This is a genomic window from Pantoea sp. Cy-640, assembly GCF_011752635.1.
GTDB lineage: Bacteria > Pseudomonadota > Gammaproteobacteria > Enterobacterales > Enterobacteriaceae > Pantoea > Pantoea dispersa.
Genome location: NZ_VWXB01000006.1, coordinates 17,784 through 34,600, shown reverse-complemented (window position 1 = coordinate 34,600; position 16,817 = coordinate 17,784). Strand labels below are relative to the sequence as shown.

General features: G+C 52.6%; 29 protein-coding genes. 28 read left to right on the top strand and 1 reads right to left on the bottom strand.

Annotated features, from left to right (window positions below):
• Positions 1-35: 35 nt before the first annotated feature.
• A complete protein-coding gene (locus tag F3J36_RS16075) occupies positions 36-230 on the top strand; it encodes a YheV family putative zinc ribbon protein (protein WP_021507453.1) in 195 nt (64 codons plus the stop codon).
• A gap of 195 nt (positions 231-425) precedes the next feature.
• Positions 426-989: a peptidylprolyl isomerase gene (gene slyD / locus F3J36_RS16070; RefSeq protein ID WP_021507454.1), complete on the top strand. Its 564-nt coding sequence runs from the start codon at positions 426-428 to the stop codon at positions 987-989.
• A gap of 55 nt (positions 990-1,044) precedes the next feature.
• Here the strand turns inward: slyD and F3J36_RS16065 are convergent, their stop codons facing one another.
• Positions 1,045-1,263, bottom strand: a complete 219-nt coding sequence (locus F3J36_RS16065; RefSeq protein WP_010616434.1) for a SlyX family protein — start codon at positions 1,261-1,263, stop codon at positions 1,045-1,047.
• A 279-nt stretch (positions 1,264-1,542) separates the two neighbouring features.
• Between F3J36_RS16065 and fkpA the strand changes: the two genes are divergently transcribed.
• The 26 genes from fkpA to rpsN all read left to right on the top strand — a co-directional run bounded on the left by fkpA (position 1,543) and on the right by rpsN (position 16,799).
• Complete coding sequence (gene fkpA, locus F3J36_RS16060) at positions 1,543-2,373, top strand: FKBP-type peptidyl-prolyl cis-trans isomerase (RefSeq protein WP_021507456.1); 831 nt, start codon at positions 1,543-1,545, stop codon at positions 2,371-2,373.
• 186 nt (positions 2,374-2,559) lie between these two features.
• Positions 2,560-3,282, top strand: a complete 723-nt coding sequence (locus F3J36_RS16055) for a transcriptional regulator (RefSeq protein WP_166720011.1) — start codon at positions 2,560-2,562, stop codon at positions 3,280-3,282.
• A complete protein-coding gene (tusD, locus tag F3J36_RS16050; RefSeq protein WP_166720010.1) occupies positions 3,282-3,668 on the top strand; it encodes a sulfurtransferase complex subunit TusD in 387 nt (128 codons plus the stop codon). The genes F3J36_RS16055 and tusD overlap by 1 nt, the downstream gene beginning before the upstream one ends.
• The gene (tusC, locus tag F3J36_RS16045; protein WP_021507459.1) at positions 3,668-4,027 is read left to right on the top strand and encodes a sulfurtransferase complex subunit TusC; all 360 of its coding nucleotides are present in this window, start codon (positions 3,668-3,670) and stop codon (positions 4,025-4,027) included. Before tusD ends, tusC begins: the two co-directional genes overlap by 1 nt.
• A 9-nt stretch (positions 4,028-4,036) precedes the next feature.
• Positions 4,037-4,324, top strand: a complete 288-nt coding sequence (gene tusB, locus F3J36_RS16040) for a sulfurtransferase complex subunit TusB (RefSeq protein WP_058759912.1) — start codon at positions 4,037-4,039, stop codon at positions 4,322-4,324.
• Positions 4,325-4,448: 124 nt separating this feature from the next.
• Complete coding sequence (gene rpsL / locus F3J36_RS16035) at positions 4,449-4,823, top strand: 30S ribosomal protein S12 (RefSeq protein ID WP_010616440.1); 375 nt, start codon at positions 4,449-4,451, stop codon at positions 4,821-4,823.
• A 96-nt stretch (positions 4,824-4,919) separates the two neighbouring features.
• Positions 4,920-5,390, top strand: a complete 471-nt coding sequence (rpsG, locus tag F3J36_RS16030) for a 30S ribosomal protein S7 (RefSeq protein WP_007886246.1) — start codon at positions 4,920-4,922, stop codon at positions 5,388-5,390.
• A gap of 93 nt (positions 5,391-5,483) precedes the next feature.
• Entirely contained in the window at positions 5,484-7,598 is a 2,115-nt protein-coding gene (gene fusA, locus F3J36_RS16025; protein WP_021507461.1) for an elongation factor G, read from the top strand.
• A gap of 69 nt (positions 7,599-7,667) precedes the next feature.
• Positions 7,668-8,852 (top strand): elongation factor Tu, encoded by a 1,185-nt coding sequence (gene tuf / locus F3J36_RS16020; RefSeq protein ID WP_166720009.1) that lies wholly within the window; start codon positions 7,668-7,670, stop codon positions 8,850-8,852.
• Between the two features lie 174 nt (positions 8,853-9,026).
• Positions 9,027-9,221, top strand: a complete 195-nt coding sequence (gene bfd, locus F3J36_RS16015; protein WP_021508212.1) for a bacterioferritin-associated ferredoxin — start codon at positions 9,027-9,029, stop codon at positions 9,219-9,221.
• Positions 9,222-9,324: 103 nt separating this feature from the next.
• Positions 9,325-9,807, top strand: a complete 483-nt coding sequence (gene bfr, locus F3J36_RS16010) for a bacterioferritin (protein WP_021508213.1) — start codon at positions 9,325-9,327, stop codon at positions 9,805-9,807.
• Between the two features lie 306 nt (positions 9,808-10,113).
• Positions 10,114-10,425, top strand: a complete 312-nt coding sequence (rpsJ, locus tag F3J36_RS16005; RefSeq protein WP_006120582.1) for a 30S ribosomal protein S10 — start codon at positions 10,114-10,116, stop codon at positions 10,423-10,425.
• A 32-nt stretch (positions 10,426-10,457) separates the two neighbouring features.
• Positions 10,458-11,084, top strand: a complete 627-nt coding sequence (gene rplC / locus F3J36_RS16000) for a 50S ribosomal protein L3 (RefSeq protein WP_021508214.1) — start codon at positions 10,458-10,460, stop codon at positions 11,082-11,084.
• Positions 11,085-11,094: 10 nt separating this feature from the next.
• A complete protein-coding gene (gene rplD / locus F3J36_RS15995; protein ID WP_021508215.1) occupies positions 11,095-11,700 on the top strand; it encodes a 50S ribosomal protein L4 in 606 nt (201 codons plus the stop codon).
• A complete protein-coding gene (rplW, locus tag F3J36_RS15990; RefSeq protein WP_010618574.1) occupies positions 11,697-11,999 on the top strand; it encodes a 50S ribosomal protein L23 in 303 nt (100 codons plus the stop codon). Before rplD ends, rplW begins: the two co-directional genes overlap by 4 nt.
• Before the next feature lie 17 nt (positions 12,000-12,016).
• Positions 12,017-12,838 (top strand): 50S ribosomal protein L2, encoded by an 822-nt coding sequence (gene rplB / locus F3J36_RS15985; protein ID WP_010618573.1) that lies wholly within the window; start codon positions 12,017-12,019, stop codon positions 12,836-12,838.
• Between the two features lie 16 nt (positions 12,839-12,854).
• Entirely contained in the window at positions 12,855-13,133 is a 279-nt protein-coding gene (gene rpsS / locus F3J36_RS15980) for a 30S ribosomal protein S19 (protein ID WP_001138115.1), read from the top strand.
• A gap of 13 nt (positions 13,134-13,146) precedes the next feature.
• Entirely contained in the window at positions 13,147-13,479 is a 333-nt protein-coding gene (rplV, locus tag F3J36_RS15975; protein ID WP_007891659.1) for a 50S ribosomal protein L22, read from the top strand.
• Between the two features lie 17 nt (positions 13,480-13,496).
• A complete protein-coding gene (rpsC, locus tag F3J36_RS15970; RefSeq protein ID WP_021508216.1) occupies positions 13,497-14,195 on the top strand; it encodes a 30S ribosomal protein S3 in 699 nt (232 codons plus the stop codon).
• 12 nt (positions 14,196-14,207) lie between these two features.
• Positions 14,208-14,618 carry a 50S ribosomal protein L16 gene (gene rplP, locus F3J36_RS15965; protein WP_002438716.1) on the top strand — a complete coding sequence of 137 codons (411 nt, stop codon included), beginning with the start codon at positions 14,208-14,210 and terminating at the stop codon, positions 14,616-14,618.
• Positions 14,618-14,806 carry a 50S ribosomal protein L29 gene (gene rpmC, locus F3J36_RS15960; RefSeq protein WP_021508217.1) on the top strand — a complete coding sequence of 63 codons (189 nt, stop codon included), beginning with the start codon at positions 14,618-14,620 and terminating at the stop codon, positions 14,804-14,806. The genes rplP and rpmC overlap by 1 nt, the downstream gene beginning before the upstream one ends.
• Positions 14,806-15,060 (top strand): 30S ribosomal protein S17, encoded by a 255-nt coding sequence (rpsQ, locus tag F3J36_RS15955; protein ID WP_010618568.1) that lies wholly within the window; start codon positions 14,806-14,808, stop codon positions 15,058-15,060. Before rpmC ends, rpsQ begins: the two co-directional genes overlap by 1 nt.
• Positions 15,061-15,228: 168 nt before the next feature.
• Positions 15,229-15,600 carry a 50S ribosomal protein L14 gene (gene rplN / locus F3J36_RS15950; RefSeq protein ID WP_006120590.1) on the top strand — a complete coding sequence of 124 codons (372 nt, stop codon included), beginning with the start codon at positions 15,229-15,231 and terminating at the stop codon, positions 15,598-15,600.
• A gap of 10 nt (positions 15,601-15,610) precedes the next feature.
• Positions 15,611-15,925 (top strand): 50S ribosomal protein L24, encoded by a 315-nt coding sequence (rplX, locus tag F3J36_RS15945; RefSeq protein ID WP_021508218.1) that lies wholly within the window; start codon positions 15,611-15,613, stop codon positions 15,923-15,925.
• Positions 15,926-15,939: 14 nt separating this feature from the next.
• Positions 15,940-16,479, top strand: a complete 540-nt coding sequence (rplE, locus tag F3J36_RS15940; RefSeq protein ID WP_013510763.1) for a 50S ribosomal protein L5 — start codon at positions 15,940-15,942, stop codon at positions 16,477-16,479.
• A gap of 14 nt (positions 16,480-16,493) precedes the next feature.
• Positions 16,494-16,799, top strand: a complete 306-nt coding sequence (rpsN, locus tag F3J36_RS15935) for a 30S ribosomal protein S14 (protein WP_010618564.1) — start codon at positions 16,494-16,496, stop codon at positions 16,797-16,799.
• The last annotated feature ends 18 nt before the right edge of the window (positions 16,800-16,817 follow it).

Below are 16,817 nucleotides of genomic sequence, written 5' to 3'. Positions count from 1 at the left end.
TAACGTATCCGTTCTGATAACGGGCAGGAAAGACTATGCGTAAACGTTTTATTGCCGGTGCGGTCTGTCCGCACTGTCAGGAGAAAGACACGCTGGCGATGTGGCGTGAAAACAATGTCGATGTGGTGGAGTGCGTGAAGTGCGGCCACCAGATGCGTGAGGCGGACAAGCAGGCGCGCGATCAGGTTCGCAGCACTGAGCAAGTGATTGGCATTTTTCATCCGGAGTAGCGCGATGGCGCAGCTTTTTTTAAGCTTAGCCTTACAGCGGTATTGAATTCCGCTACAATCGGCGCCATTAACGCTGAGCAGTATGGTCCAACAGCACTGTTGGCATCCTCAGTACTGAACCTTTCTGGTTGGTTATTGCACGCGAGAATAGACCAATGAGACGGGATTCTTTGTTCTCAACGGTTAGGAGATATCATGAAAGTAGCAAAAGACCTGGTGGTGAGCCTGGCGTATCAGGTTCGTACCGAAGACGGTGTGTTGGTTGACGAGTCACCGGTGAGTGCGCCGTTGGATTATCTGCACGGTCATGGTTCCCTGATTTCTGGTCTGGAAAAAGCGCTGGAAAATCACGCGGTCGGCGACAAGTTTGACGTGCATATCCCGGCAAACGATGCGTACGGCCAGTACGATGACAACCTGGTGCAGCGTGTACCGAAAGACGTGTTCATGGGCGTTGACGAGCTGCAGGTTGGCATGCGCTTCCTGGCAGAAACCGACCAGGGCCCGGTGCCGGTCGAGATCACCGAAGTGGAAGATGAGCACGTGGTGGTTGACGGTAACCACATGCTGGCGGGTCAGAACCTGAACTTCAATGTGGAAGTGGTTGCTATCCGTGAAGCCACGGAAGAAGAGATCGCTCACGGCCACGTTCATGGCGCTGACGGCCATCATCACGATCATGACCACGACCATGGTCACGATCATGAGCACGGTCACGGCGGCTGCGGCGGCCACGGTGGTTGCGGCTGCAACCACTAAGCGTAAAAAGGCCACCTGCGGGTGGCCTTTTTATTGGGCAGCAAAGCGCGCGATATTAATAGTGCGGCGGCGGGGTCTCTTCCGCTTGCGAAGCGACCATGGACGGGGCGGCGGCCTTCACTTTATCCACCAGCAGACGCACCTGCTCACGCAGTTTACTCATTTCCAGCTCGTGCTGAACCACCGTCTGATTGAGCTGCTCAATGGTATGTTCCTGGAAAGCCAGCTTGCTCTCCAGCGCCTCAAGGCGTTGATCCCATTCTGGTTGTTGCATCATCACTCCTCCTGTCACGGTGCTGCGCGTTGATCTTGTCGGGCGTGATTCTACGGTCTTTCGTGTCAGAATCACCTGATATTTCACCTTCGGTCTGGCGTATGCATTGAATTCCCGCGTTGCGCCTATATCTCTGATGAAACTTCCTGAAGCAAAAAAGGTCGGAGGTTGACCGGGTAATTACACTGTGGGAGTGTTCGCCACTGCCACGTAAAGTTATAGTGTGGGCCACTGTCCGCAATGATTCCCGAGGTTTGAAGCTTCGGTTTTGGAGAAAGGATGAAATCACTGTTTAAAGTCACATTGTTAGCTACCACCATGGCCGTCGCGCTGAATGCACCGCTGGCAATGGCAGCAGAAACCACTGCGGCACCGGCTGACGCAGCGCAGGCTGCGCCACAGGCGCCGAAAAATGCTGCCTTCAAAAACGAAGACCAGCAGTCAGCCTATGCGCTGGGCGCTTCCCTGGGTCGCTACATGGACAACTCTCTGAAGGAGCAGGAGAAACTGGGTATCAAACTGGACAAAGACCAGCTGATTGCCGGTGTTCAGGATGCGTTTGGTGGCAAGAGCAAGCTGTCTGACGAAGAGATCGAGCAGACGCTGCAGGCGTTTGAAGGCCGCGTGAAAGGGGCCGCTCAGGCGAAGATGGAAAAAGACGCGAAAGAGAATGCCGACAAAGGCACCGCTTACGCGGACAAGTTCGCCAAAGAGAAGGGCGTGAAGAAAACCGAATCTGGCCTGCTGTATCAGGTAGAGAAAGAGGGCAGCGGTGAGACCCCGAAAGACAGCGATACCGTAGTGGTTAACTACAAAGGCACGCTGATTGACGGCACTGAGTTCGACAACTCTTACACGCGCGGCGAGCCGCTGTCGTTCCGTCTGGACGGCGTAATCCCGGGCTGGACCGAAGGTCTGAAGCACGTGAAGAAAGGCGGTAAGATCAAGCTGGTGATCCCACCGAACCTGGCTTACGGCAAAAACGGCGTACCGGGTATTCCGGCCAACTCAACGCTGGTGTTCGATGTTGAGCTGCTCGACATCAAGCCGGCGCCGAAAGCCGATGAGAAAGCGCAGGCTCCGGCCGCTGCTGACAAGAAAGCGCAGTAAGCTGACTTGCACCGCCGCCTTCGGGCGGCGGTTTTGTTTTCGCTCATCCTGAATTTGCGGCGCGATGAGTAAAGCTCTGGCTAAAAACGGCGACATTTGCCAGACTAGCGCCTGCACAATGATCATAAGATGAGTCTGCCCCAATGCTGTCGAGACAGGCTCCAGCCATTTAGGGTAATGTCTTCGATGTCTAATCCATTCAATCCCGGCGAACTGACTGACTTCGATTTACTGGAGCAGCGTCCGTTCGAACAAGCAGACTACGATATTCTTAAATCCTACGAAGCGGTGGTCGACGGTCTGGCGATGCTGATTGGCTCGCACTGCGAAATCGTGCTGCACTCTCTGGAAGATCTTAAATGCTCCGCCGTGCGTATCGCCAACGGCGAACATACCGGCCGCAAAGTGGGTTCCCCGATTACCGATCTGGCGCTGCGCATGCTGCATGATATGCACGGCGCGGAGAGCAATGTGTCGCGCGCCTACTTCACGCGGGCCAAAAGTGGCGTGCTGATGAAGTCGGTAACCATTGCGATTCGTAACCGGCAGCAGCGGGTGATTGGCCTGCTGTGCATCAATATGAACCTGGACGTACCGTTTTCGCAGATTATGTCGACTTTCATGCCGCCGGAGACGCAGCAGGTGGATTCCAACGTCAACTTTGCCAGCTCGGTAGAGGATCTGGTCACCCAGACGCTGGAGTTCACTATTGAAGAGGTGAGCGCCGACCGCAACGTGTCGAATAACGTCAAGAATCGCCAGATCGTCCTCAATCTGTACGAGAAGGGCATTTTCGATATCAAGGACGCCATTAACCAGGTGGCCGATCGCCTCAATATTTCTAAGCACACCGTGTATCTGTATATCCGCCAGTTTAAGAGTGGCGATCTGCAGGGGCAGGATCGCTAATGCGCTACACGCTGCTGGTGACCGGGCCGGCTTACGGCACACAGCACGCCAGTAGCGCGCTGCTGTTTGCCCGTGCGCTGCTGGCACAGGGACATCAGCTGGGAAGCGTGTTCTTTTACCGCGAGGGAGTGCTGAATGCTAACCAGCTCAGCGCGCCGGCCAGCGATGAAGTGGATATGGTGCGCGCCTGGCAGCAGCTGCGCGACGACAGTGGCGCGGCGCTGAATATCTGTGTGGCAGCCGCGTTGCGGCGCGGCGTGACCGATGCGCAGGAGGCGGCGCGCCTGCAGCTGGCGGGCAGCAATCTGCAGCCCGGATTTACCCTTAGCGGCTTGGGCGCGCTGGCGGAAGCCGCGCTGAGCTGCGATCGCCTGGTGCAGTTCTGATGAACCGCGTGGCGTTTCTGTTTACGCAGGCTCCGCACGGCAGCAGTGCTGGCCGGGAAGGGCTGGATGCCGTGCTGGCGACCGGCGCGCTGAGCGAGGATATCGGCCTGTTCTTTATTGGCGACGGCGTGCTGCAGCTCAACCGCGATCAGCAGCCGGCGCAGATTCTGGCGCGTGACTATATTGCGACCTTTGGCGTGCTGGCGCTATACGACATCGATCGCTGCTATATCTGTCAGGCGTCTCTGCTGGCACGTGGCCAGAGTCTCACGGCAGCGCGCGTGCTGGATGCGCAGCTGCTGGAACCTGCCGCGCTGCGCCAGACGCTGGCAACTTATGACCGTATCCTCCGTTTCTGAGAACTGACCATGCTCTACACCCTGCTGCACTCTCCCTGGCAATGCGATTTCGATAGCCTGCTGCTGCTGTTACAGGAGGGCGATGATGTGCTGCTGTTACAGGATGGTGTGACGGCCGCGCTGGCAGGCAGTGAGAAGCTGCAGCAGCTGCTGGCGTCGCCCGCCACGCTGTGGGTATTAGAAGAAGACGTGATGGCGCGCGGGCTGACTGCGCAAATTTCGACCAATGTGTCGCGTCTGAACTATACTGGTTTCGTTACGCTGACGACGAAGCATCCACAACAAGTGGCCTGGTGAAGGGTAAAACCTGGTTATTTCTTGACACCCTATGGGCACAGCCCTAAAATTCTGCCTCCTCGTAGTAATACGAGGCGATTTATTACGTGTTTACGAAGCAAAAGCTAAATCCAGGAGCTATTTAATGGCAACAGTTAACCAGCTGGTTCGCAAACCACGCGTTCGTCAGGTTGCTAAAAGCAACGTGCCGGCGCTGGAAGCTTGCCCGCAAAAACGTGGTGTTTGTACTCGTGTTTACACCACTACCCCGAAAAAACCAAACTCCGCACTGCGTAAAGTCTGCCGTGTGCGTTTGACTAACGGTTTTGAAGTCACCTCCTACATCGGCGGTGAAGGTCATAACCTGCAGGAGCACTCCGTGATCCTGATCCGTGGCGGTCGTGTAAAAGACCTGCCAGGTGTGCGTTACCACACCGTTCGTGGCGCGCTGGACTGCTCAGGTGTTAAAGACCGTAAGCAGGCTCGCTCCAAGTACGGCGTGAAGAAGCCAAAGGCTTAATGGTTCTCCGTTAAGTAAGGCCAAACGTTTTAACTTTAATGTCAAAATAAACTCGTAGAGTTTTGGACAATCCTGAATTAACAACGGAGTATTTCCATGCCACGTCGTCGCGTCATTGGTCAGCGTAAAATTCTGCCGGATCCTAAGTTCGGATCAGAACTGCTGGCTAAATTTGTAAATATCCTGATGGTAGATGGTAAAAAATCTACTGCTGAATCAATCGTCTATACCGCACTTGATACCCTGGCTCAACGTGCTGGTAAAGATGGTCTGGAAGCTTTCGAAGTTGCACTCGAAAACGTACGTCCGACTGTCGAAGTTAAGTCACGTCGCGTTGGTGGTTCAACCTACCAGGTTCCAGTTGAAGTCCGTCCGGTTCGTCGTAATGCCCTGGCAATGCGTTGGATCGTAGAAGCTGCTCGTAAACGCGGTGATAAATCGATGGCTCTCCGCCTGGCGAACGAACTTTCTGACGCTGCAGAAAACAAAGGTACTGCAGTGAAGAAACGTGAAGACGTTCACCGTATGGCTGAAGCCAACAAGGCGTTCGCACACTACCGCTGGTAATCGCCACGTAGTTGTTGTTAAACCAGCGGGCGCTCATTCAGCCAACCCGCTGGGGTCGACTTACATTGAACGTCCGAGAATCAGAGGAATCAAATGGCTCGTACAACACCCATTGCGCGCTACCGTAACATCGGTATCAGCGCACACATTGACGCCGGTAAAACCACTACCACCGAGCGTATCCTGTTCTACACCGGTGTTAACCACAAAATCGGTGAAGTGCACGATGGCGCTGCAACCATGGACTGGATGGCGCAGGAGCAGGAGCGTGGTATTACCATCACCTCTGCAGCGACCACTGCGTTCTGGTCAGGTATGGCGAAGCAGTTTGAGCCGCACCGCATCAACATCATCGACACCCCGGGACACGTTGACTTCACCATCGAAGTAGAACGTTCTATGCGTGTGCTCGACGGCGCAGTAATGGTTTACTGTGCAGTAGGTGGCGTGCAGCCGCAGTCTGAAACCGTATGGCGTCAGGCAAACAAATATAAAGTTCCACGTATCGCGTTCGTTAACAAAATGGACCGTATGGGTGCGAACTTCCTGAAAGTTGTTGGTCAGATCGAATCACGTCTGGGCGCAACTCCGGTTCCACTGCAGCTGGCTATCGGCGCAGAAGAGAACTTCACCGGTGTTGTTGACCTGATCAAGATGAAAGAGATCAACTGGAACGACGCCGATCAGGGTACTACCTTCGTTTACGAAGATATCCGTGCTGAGTTGCAGGAACTGGCTGAAGAGTGGCGTGGCAAGCTGATTGAAGCAGCTGCTGAAGCTTCTGAAGAGCTGATGGAGAAATTCTTTAGCGGTGAAGAACTGTCTGAAGAAGAGATCAAATCTGCTCTGCGTAAGCGCGTACTGAACAACGAGATCATCCTCGTGACCTGTGGTTCTGCATTTAAGAACAAAGGTGTTCAGGCGATGCTGGATGCGGTGGTTGAATATCTGCCAGCACCAACTGACGTTCCGGCGATCAACGGTATCCTGGACGACGGTAAAGATACCCCGGCTGAGCGTCACGCAACTGACGACGAGCCGTTCTCTGCGCTGGCGTTCAAAATTGCCAACGACCCGTTCGTAGGTAACCTGACCTTCTTCCGCGTTTACTCGGGTGTGGTTAACTCGGGCGATACCGTACTGAACTCCGTGAAATCTGCACGTGAGCGTTTCGGTCGTATCGTTCAGATGCACGCCAACAAACGTGAAGAGATCAGCGAAGTTCGCGCAGGCGACATCGCTGCAGCAATCGGTCTGAAAGACGTGATCACCGGTGATACCCTGTGTGATCCATCTAACCCGATCATTCTGGAGCGTATGGAATTCCCTGAGCCGGTAATTTCTATCGCCGTTGAGCCGAAAACCAAAGCTGACCAGGAAAAAATGGGTCTGGCTCTGGGTCGTCTGGCGAAAGAAGACCCGTCATTCCGCGTATGGACTGACGAAGAGTCTAACCAGACCATCATCGCTGGTATGGGTGAGCTGCACCTCGACATCATCGTTGACCGCATGAAGCGTGAATTCAACGTTGAAGCGAACGTCGGTAAACCTCAGGTTGCTTACCGCGAAGCGATTCGCTCTAAAGTTACCGATATCGAAGGTAAACACGCCAAGCAGTCTGGTGGTCGTGGTCAGTACGGTCATGTTGTTATCGACATGTACCCACTGGAGCCGGGTTCGAATCCGAAAGGCTACGAATTTGTCAACGATATCAAAGGTGGTGTGATTCCTGGTGAATACATCCCTGCGGTTGATAAAGGTATCCAGGAGCAGCTGAAGTCTGGTCCACTGGCCGGTTACCCGGTAGTTGACCTGGGCGTGCGCCTGCACTTCGGTTCTTACCATGACGTTGACTCCTCTGAGCTGGCGTTTAAACTGGCCGCTTCTATCGCCTTCAAAGATGGCTTTAAGAAAGCACAGCCGGTTCTGCTTGAGCCAATCATGAAGGTTGAAGTAGAAACCCCAGAAGAGAACACCGGTGACGTTATCGGTGACCTGAGCCGCCGTCGTGGTATGCTGAAAGGTCAGGAATCTAACGCGACTGGCGTTCAGATTCACGCTGAAGTTCCGCTGTCTGAAATGTTCGGATACGCGACTCAGTTGCGTTCTCTGACCAAAGGCCGTGCTTCTTACTCCATGGAGTTCCTGAAGTACGATGATGCGCCGAACAACGTCGCTCAGGCCGTTATTGAAGCTCGTAGCAAATAAGGCTACGGTTTAAAAATTGTGAACTGATGCCTTCATCACTGATGAAGGCATAACGTAAGGATTATCGCCATGGCGAAAGAGCAATTTCAACGTAACAAACTGCACGTAAACGTGGGCACCATCGGTCACGTCGACCACGGTAAAACCACCCTGACTGCAGCCATCACCACCGTTCTGGCTAAAACCTACGGCGGCCAGGCTCGTGCATTCGATCAGATCGATAACGCGCCAGAAGAGAAGGCTCGTGGTATCACCATCAACACCTCTCACGTTGAATATGAAACCCCGGCCCGTCACTACGCACACGTTGACTGCCCAGGCCACGCCGACTATGTGAAAAACATGATCACCGGTGCTGCGCAGATGGACGGCGCGATCCTGGTTGTTGCTGCGACTGATGGCCCAATGCCTCAGACCCGTGAGCACATCCTGCTGGGTCGTCAGGTTGGCGTTCCTTACATCATCGTGTTCCTGAACAAGTGCGACATGGTTGATGACGAAGAGCTGCTGGAACTGGTTGAGATGGAAGTTCGCGATCTGCTGTCTCAGTACGACTTCCCAGGCGACGATACCCCAATCGTACGCGGTTCTGCGCTGAAAGCGCTGGAAGGCGACGCTGAGTGGGAAGCGAAAGTCGTTGAGCTGGCTGGTCACCTGGATACTTACATTCCAGATCCAGTACGTGCTATCGATCTGCCGTTCCTGCTGCCAATCGAAGACGTATTCTCAATCTCTGGCCGTGGTACCGTTGTTACCGGTCGTGTTGAGCGCGGCATCGTGAAAGTGGGCGACGAAGTAGAAATCGTTGGTATCAAAGCGACTGCCAAGTCTACCTGTACCGGTGTTGAAATGTTCCGCAAACTGCTGGACCAGGGTCAGGCAGGCGAGAACTGTGGTGTTCTGCTGCGCGGTATCAAGCGTGAAGAGATCCAGCGTGGTCAGGTTCTGGCTAAGCCAGGCACCATCAAGCCACACACCAAGTTCGTATCAGAAGTGTACGTACTGTCTAAAGAAGAAGGCGGCCGTCATACTCCGTTCTTCAAAGGCTACCGTCCACAGTTCTACTTCCGTACTACTGATGTGACCGGCAACATCGAACTGCCAGAAGGCGTTGAGATGGTAATGCCAGGCGACAACATCAAAATGACCGTTGAGCTGATCCACCCAATCGCGATGGACCAGGGTCTGCGTTTCGCAATCCGCGAAGGCGGCCGTACCGTTGGCGCGGGCGTTGTTGCTGAAGTTATCGCTTAAGTGCGTTAATAACGGTGGTAACTCCGGTTGCCACCGCAGCATGAAAAAGAGCACTTCGGTGCTCTTTTTTTGCTTTGCATTGACCGGCACGCCTAATCCACACAAAAGCTACGTTGAAATAAAAACCATTCTCATTTACACTTTGATCAGAAATTGTACTGGAGTGGGCTGTAAATGTACGTCTGTCTGTGTAATGCCGTAAGTGACCGAACCCTGCGTGAAGTTGTCCGCCGTTATCAACCCAAATCGATTCAGCAACTGCGTCAGCTGGTGCCTATCGGCAAGCAGTGCGGCAAGTGTATTCGCGTGGCGCGCGAGATTATGGATGATGAAATGCAAAACGTGCCGCTTTACAAAGAGATAGCGTAACTACGCATCCGCTTCCCCTGAATAACCCCAAAAACTGTCGCGTTTTTTTGACTTCTTTTTATCCGCATCTACGCTCTATTTATCTGCAAGCGGAGGAAGCACAATGAAGGGCGACGGCAAAATCATTACTCACCTCAATAAATTGCTGGGAAATGAACTGGTTGCAATCAACCAGTACTTTCTACATGCGCGCATGTTTAAAAACTGGGGCCTGATACGCCTCAACGATGTCGAATACCATGAATCCATTGATGAAATGAAACATGCGGATAAGTACATCGAACGCATTTTGTTTCTCGAAGGCATTCCTAATCTGCAAGATCTCGGCCGGCTGCGCATTGGTGAAGACGTACCGGAAATGCTGCAATCGGACCTGACGCTCGAACTGGAAGGGGCGAAAGACTTACGCGAGGCGATTGCGTACGCCGATAAAGTTCATGATTACGTCAGCCGCGACATGATGATCGAGATTCTGGCGGATGAAGAGCACCATATCGACTGGCTGGAAACTGAGCTCGACCTGATTCAGAAACTGGGTCTGCAAAACTATCTGCAGGCCCAGCTGAAAGAAGAGGGCGATAAGTAGCGTTTGCCGTGCCGTTCCACCTGTTGATTGCAGCCCGCCCCGTGCGGGCTTTTTTACCGGCGCGCGCTTTTGCGGTTAAAAACGCAGCATGGGTTGCTTCCTGAACAGATTTGCGTATAATGCGCGGGCCTGCCGATATTGGTGTGGCGCGATTCGAGCAGAATCGCAGGCGATAGCGATTAGTGTATCGCCTGACAATACTCCCGATTGGGGAGTTATATGCTGAACGATTACACTCCCCCATCAATCGTAATGGGTGCGGGTAGTAATTTTTTTCGTTTATAAAATGTTTGGAGCCTTGGTCTCATGTCGAACCAAAGAATCCGTATCCGTCTTAAAGCGTTTGATCATCGCCTGATCGATCAATCAACCGCGGAAATCGTCGAGACTGCCAAGCGCACTGGTGCGCAGGTACGTGGTCCGATCCCGCTGCCGACTCGCAAAGAGCGCTTCACCGTTCTGATCTCTCCGCACGTTAACAAAGATGCGCGTGATCAGTACGAAATCCGCACTCACAAGCGTCTGGTAGACATCGTTGAGCCAACTGAAAAAACCGTTGATGCTCTGATGCGTCTGGATCTGGCTGCCGGTGTTGACGTGCAGATCAGCCTGGGTTAATCAGGTCATCGAGCGATTGAGAGGTTGATACAATGATTGGTTTAGTCGGTAAAAAAGTGGGCATGACGCGCATCTTCACTGAAGAAGGCGTTTCAATCCCAGTAACCGTAATCGAAGTTGAAGCAAACCGCGTTACCCAGGTCAAAGGTCTGGAAAACGATGGTTACCAGGCGATCCAGGTTACCACCGGTGCGAAAAAAGCAAACCGTGTTGGTAAGCCGGAAGCAGGTCATTTTGCTAAAGCTGGCGTTGAAGCTGGCCGTGGTCTGTGGGAATTCCGCACCGAAGGTGAAGAATACTCTGTTGGCCAGAGCATCAGTGTTGAAATTTTCGCTGACGTTAAAAAAGTAGACGTTACCGGTACCTCTAAAGGTAAAGGTTTCGCAGGTACCGTTAAGCGCTGGAACTTCCGTACCCAGGACGCTACACACGGTAACTCCTTGTCTCACCGCGTTCCGGGTTCTATCGGTCAGAACCAGACTCCGGGCAAAGTGTTCAAAGGCAAGAAAATGGCTGGTCAGCTGGGTAATGAGCGCGTAACCGTTCAGAGCCTGGAAGTAGTACGTGTTGACGCTGAGCGCAACCTGCTGCTGGTCAAAGGTGCTGTCCCGGGTGCAACCGGCAGCGACCTGATTGTTAAACCAGCTGTGAAGGCGTAAGGGGATAGCAATGGAATTAGTACTGAAAGACGCGCAGAGCGCGCTGACTGTTTCCGAAACTACCTTCGGTCGTGATTTCAACGAAGCGCTGGTTCACCAGGTTGTTGTTGCTTACGCTGCAGGTGCTCGTCAGGGTACTCGCGCGCAGAAAACTCGTGCTGAAGTAACTGGTTCAGGCAAAAAGCCATGGCGTCAGAAAGGCACCGGCCGTGCGCGTTCAGGTTCTATCAAGAGCCCGATCTGGCGTTCAGGTGGCGTGACCTTCGCTGCGCGTCCACAGGACCACAGTCAAAAAGTTAACAAAAAGATGTACCGCGGCGCGCTGAAAAGCATCCTGTCCGAGCTGGTACGTCAGGACCGTCTGATCGTTGTCGAGTCGTTCTCTGTTGAAGCGCCTAAAACTAAGCTGCTGGTACAGAAACTGAAAGACATGGCGCTGGAAGACGTGCTGATCATCACCGGTGAACTGGATGAGAATCTGTTCCTGGCTGCGCGTAACCTGTACAAGGTTGACGTGCGTGATGCAGCGGGTATCGACCCAGTTAGCCTGATCGCCTTCGACAAAGTCGTTATGACTGCAGAAGCAGTTAAGCAAGTTGAGGAGATGCTGGCATGATCCGTGAAGAACGTCTGCTGAAAGTACTGCGCGCGCCGCACGTATCTGAAAAAGCATCAACCGCGATGGAAAAAACCAATACCATCGTTCTCAAAGTTGCCAAAGACGCGACCAAAGCAGAGATCGTTGCTGCTGTTGAGAAACTGTTCGAAGTAGAAGTGAAAGACGTAAACACCCTGGTTGTTAAGGGTAAAGTTAAGCGTCACGGACAGCGTATCGGTCGTCGTAGCGACTGGAAAAAAGCTTACGTCACCCTGAAAGAAGGCCAGAACCTGGACTTCGTCGGCGGCGCTGAGTAAGTCGGAGGAGAAAGACAATGGCAGTTGTTAAATGTAAACCGACATCTCCGGGTCGTCGTCACGTTGTTAAAGTGGTGAACCCTGAGCTGCACAAAGGCAAGCCTTTTGCCGCGCTGGTTGAAAAAAACAGCAAATCCGGTGGTCGTAACAACAATGGTCGTATCACTACCCGTCATATCGGTGGTGGTCACAAGCAGGCTTACCGTATTGTTGACTTCAAACGCAACAAAGATGGTATCCCGGCAGTTGTTGAGCGTCTTGAGTACGATCCGAACCGTTCTGCGAACATCGCACTGGTTCTGTACAAAGATGGCGAGCGCCGTTACATCCTGGCCCCTAAAGGCCTGAAAGCTGGCGACCAGATTCAGTCTGGCGTTGATGCTGCGATCAAAGCAGGTAACACCCTGCCGATGCGTAACATCCCGGTTGGTTCAACCGTGCACAACGTAGAAATGAAACCAGGTAAAGGCGGTCAGATTGCCCGTTCTGCTGGTGCTTACGTGCAGATCGTTGCGCGTGAAGGTTCCTACGTTACCCTGCGTCTGCGTTCAGGCGAAATGCGTAAAGTCGAAGCTGACTGCCGCGCAACCCTGGGCGAAGTCGGTAACGCTGAGCACATGCTGCGCGTTCTGGGTAAAGCCGGTGCAACCCGTTGGCGTGGTGTTCGTCCTACCGTTCGCGGTACTGCGATGAACCCAGTCGATCACCCGCACGGTGGTGGTGAAGGTCGTAACTTTGGTAAGCACCCGGTAACTCCGTGGGGCGTTCAGACCAAAGGTAAGAAGACCCGTAGCAACAAGCGTACTGATAAATTTATCGTACGTCGCCGTAGCAAATAATTTTAGAGGATAAGCCATGCCACGTTCTCTCAAGAAAGGTCCTTTTATTGACCTGCACTTGCTGAAGAAGGTAGAGAAAGCGGTGGAAAGCGGTGACAAGAAGCCCCTGCGCACTTGGTCCCGTCGTTCAACGATCTTCCCTAACATGATCGGTTTGACCATCGCTGTCCATAATGGTCGTCAGCACGTTCCTGTCTTTGTTTCCGACGAAATGGTCGGCCACAAGCTGGGTGAATTTGCACCGACACGTACTTATCGCGGCCACGCTGCTGATAAGAAAGCCAAGAAGAAATAAGTAGGAGGAAGAGATGGAAACTATTGCTCAACATCGCCATGCTCGTTCTTCTGCTCAGAAGGTTCGCCTTGTTGCTGACCTGATTCGCGGTAAGAAAGTGTCGCAGGCTCTGGATATTCTGACTTACACCAATAAGAAAGCGGCTGTACTGGTTAAGAAAGTCCTGGAATCTGCCATTGCTAACGCCGAACACAACGATGGCGCTGATATCGACGATCTGAAAGTTGCGAAAATTTTCGTAGATGAAGGCCCTAGCATGAAGCGCATTATGCCGCGTGCTAAAGGTCGTGCAGATCGCATCCTGAAGCGCACCAGCCACATTACTGTGGTTGTGTCCGATCGCTGAGACTCTGGAGACTAGCAATGGGTCAGAAAGTACATCCTAATGGTATTCGCCTGGGTATTGTAAAACCATGGAACTCTACCTGGTTTGCGAACACCAAAGAATTCGCTGACAACCTGGACAGCGACTTTAAAGTACGTCAGTTCCTGAACAAAGAACTGGCAAAAGCGTCTGTATCTCGCATCGTTATCGAGCGTCCGGCTAAGAGCATCCGTGTGACCATTCACACCGCTCGCCCGGGTATCGTTATCGGTAAAAAAGGTGAAGACGTTGAAAAACTGCGCACGGTCGTAGCGAACATCGCTGGCGTTCCTGCACAGATCAATATCGCCGAAGTCCGTAAACCGGAACTGGACGCAAAACTGGTTGCTGACAGCATCACTTCACAGCTGGAGCGTCGTGTGATGTTCCGTCGTGCGATGAAGCGTGCTGTACAGAACGCAATGCGTCTGGGCGCTAAAGGTATCAAAGTTGAAGTTAGCGGCCGTCTGGGCGGTGCTGAGATCGCACGTACCGAATGGTACCGTGAAGGTCGTGTACCGCTGCACACTCTGCGTGCTGACATTGACTACAACACCTCTGAAGCGCACACCACTTATGGTGTAATCGGCGTTAAGGTATGGATCTTCAAAGGTGAGATCCTGGGTGGTATGGCTGCTGTTGAACAACCGGAACCGGCTGCTCAACCTAAAAAGCAGCAGCGTAAAGGCCGTAAGTAAGGAGAGTCGCTGATGTTACAACCAAAGCGTACGAAATTCCGTAAAGTGCACAAAGGCCGTAACCGCGGTCTGGCGCAGGGTACGGATGTTAGCTTCGGTACTTTCGGTCTGAAAGCTGTTGGCCGTGGTCGTCTGACTGCTCGTCAGATCGAAGCAGCACGTCGTGCTATGACCCGTGCAGTTAAGCGTCAAGGTAAGATTTGGATCCGTGTATTCCCGGACAAACCAATCACCGAGAAGCCGCTGGAAGTGCGTATGGGTAAAGGTAAGGGTAACGTGGAGTATTGGGTTGCCCTGATCCAGCCTGGTAAAGTCCTGTATGAAATGGACGGTGTACCGGAAGAGCTGGCCCGTGAAGCATTCAAGCTGGCAGCAGCAAAACTGCCTATCAAAACCACCTTTGTAACTAAGACGGTGATGTAATGAAAGCAACTGAGCTGCGTGAAAAAAGCGTTGAAGAGCTGAACACTGAGCTGCTTAACCTCCTGCGCGAGCAGTTTAACCTGCGCATGCAGGCAGCATCTGGCCAGCTGCAGCAGACCCATCTGCTGAAGCAAGTTCGCCGTGATGTTGCACGCGTTAAGACTTTACTGACTGAGAAGGCGGCGTAATGACCGATAAAATCCGTACTCTGCAGGGTCGTGTTGTTAGTGACAAAATGCAGAAATCTGCTGTTGTTGCTATCGAGCGTTTCGTGAAGCACCCGATCTACGGTAAATTCATTAAGCGTACGACTAAGCTGCACATCCATGACGAGAACAACGAGTGTGGAATTGGTGACGTGGTTGAAATCCGCGAAACCCGTCCACTGTCCAAGACTAAGTCCTGGACTCTGGTTCGCGTTGTAGAGAAAGCGATTCTGTAATAGAATCCGCTTCCTCTAAAAACAAAATGAACGGCTCTATGGAGCCGTTCATTTTTTCTACCCATCTGCGAGAACCGGTGTTATAATGCCGCGCCCTCAATTATGGGGCTTTTTAACGACCTGAGGTTTGGGTCCCGAAGTAGTAGTTGACATTAGCGGAGCACTAAAATGATCCAAGAACAGACTATGCTGAACGTCGCCGACAACTCCGGTGCACGTCGCGTAATGTGTATCAAGGTTCTGGGTGGCTCGCACCGTCGCTACGCAGGCGTCGGCGATATCATCAAAGTGACCATCAAGGAAGCAATTCCGCGTGGCAAGGTGAAAAAAGGTGATGTCCTGAAAGCGGTAGTGGTGCGCACCAGGAAGGGTGTTCGTCGCCCGGACGGTTCTGTCATTCGCTTCGATGGTAATGCATGCGTTATTCTGAACAATAACAGCGAGCAGCCTATCGGAACGCGTATTTTTGGGCCGGTAACTCGTGAACTTCGTACTGAAAAGTTCATGAAAATTATCTCTCTGGCACCAGAAGTACTCTAAGGAGCGAACAATGGCAGCGAAAATCCGTCGTAACGACGAAGTTATCGTGCTTACCGGTAAAGACAAAGGTAAACGCGGTAAAGTAAAGAATGTCCTGACTTCTGGTAAGGTCATCGTTGAAGGTATCAACCTGGTTAAGAAACACCAGAAGCCGGTTCCGGCTCTGAACCAACCAGGCGGCATCGTTGAAAAAGAAGCTGCTATTCAGGTTTCTAACGTTGCAATCTTCAATGCGGCAACCGGCAAGGCTGACCGTGTAGGCTTTAGATTCGAAGACGGTAAAAAAGTCCGTTTCTTCAAGTCTAACAGCGAAACTATCAAGTAATTTGGAGTAGTACGATGGCGAAACTGCATGATTACTACAAAGACGAAGTAGTCCAGAAACTCATGACAGAGTTTGGCTACAATTCTGTCATGCAAGTCCCTCGGGTCGAGAAGATCACCCTGAACATGGGTGTTGGTGAAGCGATCGCTGACAAGAAACTGCTGGATAACGCAGCAGCTGACCTGGCAGCAATCTCCGGTCAAAAACCGCTGATCACCAAAGCACGCAAATCAGTTGCAGGCTTCAAAATCCGTCAGGGCTATCCGATCGGCTGTAAAGTAACTCTGCGTGGCGAGCGCATGTGGGAGTTCTTTGAGCGTCTGATCACTATTGCTGTACCGCGTATCCGTGACTTCCGTGGTCTGTCCGCGAAGTCTTTCGACGGTCGTGGTAACTACAGCATGGGCGTTCGTGAGCAGATCATCTTCCCAGAAATCGACTACGACAAAGTCGATCGCGTTCGTGGTTTGGATATCACCATTACCACTACTGCGAAATCTGATGATGAAGGCCGTGCTCTGCTGGCTGCCTTTGACTTCCCGTTCCGCAAGTAAGGTAGGGTTACTTAATGGCTAAGCAATCTATGAAAGCACGCGAAGTTAAGCGTGTGAAATTAGCAGACAAGTTCTTCGCAAAACGCGCTGAACTGAAAGCGATCATTTCTGATGTGAACGCATCCGACGAAGACCGTTGGAACGCCGTTCTCAAGCTGCAGAGTCTGCCGCGTGATTCCAGCCCTTCACGTCAGCGTAACCGCTGCCGTCAGACAGGTCGTCCGCACGGTTTCCTGCGGAAGTTTGGGTTGAGCCGTATCAAGGTCCGTGAAGCCGCAATGCGCGGTGAAATCCCGGGTCTGAAAAAGGCTAGCTGGTAATTGTCACCATTTGAATCA

Bases quoted from the DNA above. Each gene is read 5' to 3' on its own strand.
- rpsQ (WP_010618568.1), top strand. From the start codon at position 14,806: ATGACCGATAAAATCCGTACTCTGCAGGGTCGTGTTGTTAGTGACAAA.
- tusB (WP_058759912.1), top strand. From the start codon at position 4,037: ATGCTCTACACCCTGCTGCACTCTCCCTGGCAATGCGATTTCGATAGC.
- rplV (WP_007891659.1), top strand. From the start codon at position 13,147: ATGGAAACTATTGCTCAACATCGCCATGCTCGTTCTTCTGCTCAGAAG.
- rpsL (WP_010616440.1), top strand. From the start codon at position 4,449: ATGGCAACAGTTAACCAGCTGGTTCGCAAACCACGCGTTCGTCAGGTT.
- fusA (WP_021507461.1), top strand. From the start codon at position 5,484: ATGGCTCGTACAACACCCATTGCGCGCTACCGTAACATCGGTATCAGC.
- rplE (WP_013510763.1), top strand. From the start codon at position 15,940: ATGGCGAAACTGCATGATTACTACAAAGACGAAGTAGTCCAGAAACTC.
- rplW (WP_010618574.1), top strand. From the start codon at position 11,697: ATGATCCGTGAAGAACGTCTGCTGAAAGTACTGCGCGCGCCGCACGTA.
- rpsG (WP_007886246.1), top strand. From the start codon at position 4,920: ATGCCACGTCGTCGCGTCATTGGTCAGCGTAAAATTCTGCCGGATCCT.
- rpsN (WP_010618564.1), top strand. From the start codon at position 16,494: ATGGCTAAGCAATCTATGAAAGCACGCGAAGTTAAGCGTGTGAAATTA.
- F3J36_RS16065 (WP_010616434.1), bottom strand. From the start codon at position 1,263: ATGCAACAACCAGAATGGGATCAACGCCTTGAGGCGCTGGAGAGCAAG.
- rpmC (WP_021508217.1), top strand. From the start codon at position 14,618: ATGAAAGCAACTGAGCTGCGTGAAAAAAGCGTTGAAGAGCTGAACACT.
- rpsS (WP_001138115.1), top strand. From the start codon at position 12,855: ATGCCACGTTCTCTCAAGAAAGGTCCTTTTATTGACCTGCACTTGCTG.
- rplC (WP_021508214.1), top strand. From the start codon at position 10,458: ATGATTGGTTTAGTCGGTAAAAAAGTGGGCATGACGCGCATCTTCACT.
- rplP (WP_002438716.1), top strand. From the start codon at position 14,208: ATGTTACAACCAAAGCGTACGAAATTCCGTAAAGTGCACAAAGGCCGT.
- rplB (WP_010618573.1), top strand. From the start codon at position 12,017: ATGGCAGTTGTTAAATGTAAACCGACATCTCCGGGTCGTCGTCACGTT.
- slyD (WP_021507454.1), top strand. From the start codon at position 426: ATGAAAGTAGCAAAAGACCTGGTGGTGAGCCTGGCGTATCAGGTTCGT.
- rplN (WP_006120590.1), top strand. From the start codon at position 15,229: ATGATCCAAGAACAGACTATGCTGAACGTCGCCGACAACTCCGGTGCA.
- tuf (WP_166720009.1), top strand. From the start codon at position 7,668: ATGGCGAAAGAGCAATTTCAACGTAACAAACTGCACGTAAACGTGGGC.
- rpsJ (WP_006120582.1), top strand. From the start codon at position 10,114: ATGTCGAACCAAAGAATCCGTATCCGTCTTAAAGCGTTTGATCATCGC.
- tusC (WP_021507459.1), top strand. From the start codon at position 3,668: ATGAACCGCGTGGCGTTTCTGTTTACGCAGGCTCCGCACGGCAGCAGT.
- rplD (WP_021508215.1), top strand. From the start codon at position 11,095: ATGGAATTAGTACTGAAAGACGCGCAGAGCGCGCTGACTGTTTCCGAA.
- bfr (WP_021508213.1), top strand. From the start codon at position 9,325: ATGAAGGGCGACGGCAAAATCATTACTCACCTCAATAAATTGCTGGGA.
- F3J36_RS16055 (WP_166720011.1), top strand. From the start codon at position 2,560: ATGTCTAATCCATTCAATCCCGGCGAACTGACTGACTTCGATTTACTG.
- F3J36_RS16075 (WP_021507453.1), top strand. From the start codon at position 36: ATGCGTAAACGTTTTATTGCCGGTGCGGTCTGTCCGCACTGTCAGGAG.
- bfd (WP_021508212.1), top strand. From the start codon at position 9,027: ATGTACGTCTGTCTGTGTAATGCCGTAAGTGACCGAACCCTGCGTGAA.
- tusD (WP_166720010.1), top strand. From the start codon at position 3,282: ATGCGCTACACGCTGCTGGTGACCGGGCCGGCTTACGGCACACAGCAC.
- fkpA (WP_021507456.1), top strand. From the start codon at position 1,543: ATGAAATCACTGTTTAAAGTCACATTGTTAGCTACCACCATGGCCGTC.
- rpsC (WP_021508216.1), top strand. From the start codon at position 13,497: ATGGGTCAGAAAGTACATCCTAATGGTATTCGCCTGGGTATTGTAAAA.
- rplX (WP_021508218.1), top strand. From the start codon at position 15,611: ATGGCAGCGAAAATCCGTCGTAACGACGAAGTTATCGTGCTTACCGGT.